Here is a 1,477-nt window from a genome sequence, read left to right as displayed (position 1 = left end):
GGTTCTCGGGTGAGGTTGTGGGGGATGGTGAGCGGTTGTCGGTGTTGCGGGGGTCGAATGCGGCGTATGTGATTTTCACGTCGGGGTCGACGGGTCGGCCGAAGGGTGTGGCGGTTTCGCATGAGGCTGTGGTGAATCAGTTGGTGTGGAAGAGGTCCGAGTTCGGGTTGGGTGTCGGTGATGTGGTGTTGCTCAAGACTGCGGCGACGTTCGATTTGTCGGTGTGGGAGTTCTGGTCGGCGTTGGTGTCGGGTGCGTCGGTGGTGGTGGCGTCGGTGGAGGGGCATCGGGATGCGGCGTATCTGCATGAGTTGATGGTGGCGGAGTCGGTGACGACGTTGCATGTGGTTCCGTCGACGTTGTCGGCGTTGTTGGCGGTGTCGGGTGGTGTGTTGTCGAGTTCGTTGGTGCGGGTGTTGGCGATCGGTGAGGCGTTGCCGGGTGCGACTGCGCAGTGGTTCCGTCGGGGTAATGCGGGTGCGTTGTTCAATTTGTATGGTCCGACGGAGGCTGCGGTGTCGGTGACGGTGCATGAGGTGGGGGCGGGTGATGTTGCGGGTGTGCCTATTGGTGTGCCGGAGTGGAATACGGGTGTGTTGGTGCTCGATGAGCGGTTGCATCCGGTGCCGGTGGGTGTGTCGGGTGAGTTGTATTTGGCGGGTGTGCAGTTGGCGCGTGGGTATGTGGGTCGGGTGGATTTGACGGCGGAGCGGTTTGTGGCGAATCCGTTTGTCGGTGTTGCGGGTGTGGGTGTGGGTTCTCGGTTGTATCGGACGGGTGATGTGGTGCGGTGGGGTGGTTCTGGTGAGTTGGAGTATGTGGGGCGTAGTGATTTTCAGGTGAAGGTGCGTGGTTTCCGGATCGAGTTGGGGGAGATCGAGTCGGCGTTGCGTGGGGTGGATGGGGTGGTCGATGTTGCGGTGGTTGCTCGGGTGGATGAGTTTGCGGGAGATCAGTTGGTGGCGTACGTGGTTGGTGGTGTGGGTGTGTCTTTGGATGTGGCTGAGGTGAAGGTGGCGTTGGGTGCGGTGGTGCCGTCGTACATGGTGCCGTCGGCGTTTGTGGTGTTGGATGCGTTGCCGTTGACGGTGAATGGGAAGTTGGATCGGGCGGCGTTGCCGGCTCCGGTGTTCGAGGCTGTGGTGTTTCGGGCTCCGTCGACTCCGGTGGAGGAGGCGGTGGCGCGGGTGTTTTCGGAGGTGTTGGGTGTTGATCGTGTGGGTGTCGATGATGATTTCTTTGCGTTGGGTGGTAATTCGTTGATTGCGACGCAGGTGGTGTCGCGGTTGGGTGTGGCGTTGGATGCGGTGGTGCCGGTGCGGTTGGTGTTCGAGGCGCCGTCGGTGGGTGGTTTGGCGGTTCGGGTGGAGCAGTCGGTGGGGTCGGGGGATCGGGTTGCGTTGGTGGCGCGGGAGCGTCCGGGTGTGGTGCCGTTGTCGTTGGCGCAGCAGCGGATGTGGTTCCTGAACCGCTTCGA

Annotated in this window: 1 protein-coding gene; it reads left to right on the top strand. The window is 62.1% G+C overall.

The annotated features are described in order from the left end of the window. Positions 1-1,477 (top strand): AMP-binding protein (locus QMK32_RS25130; protein WP_283478289.1); only part of this gene is annotated, 1,477 nt, incomplete at both ends.

The sequence above is a fragment of the Rhodococcus sp. H29-C3 genome, from assembly GCF_030063405.1.
Classification (GTDB): Bacteria; Actinomycetota; Actinomycetes; order Mycobacteriales; family Mycobacteriaceae; genus Rhodococcoides.
This window is presented reverse-complemented; position numbering and strand designations above follow the sequence as displayed.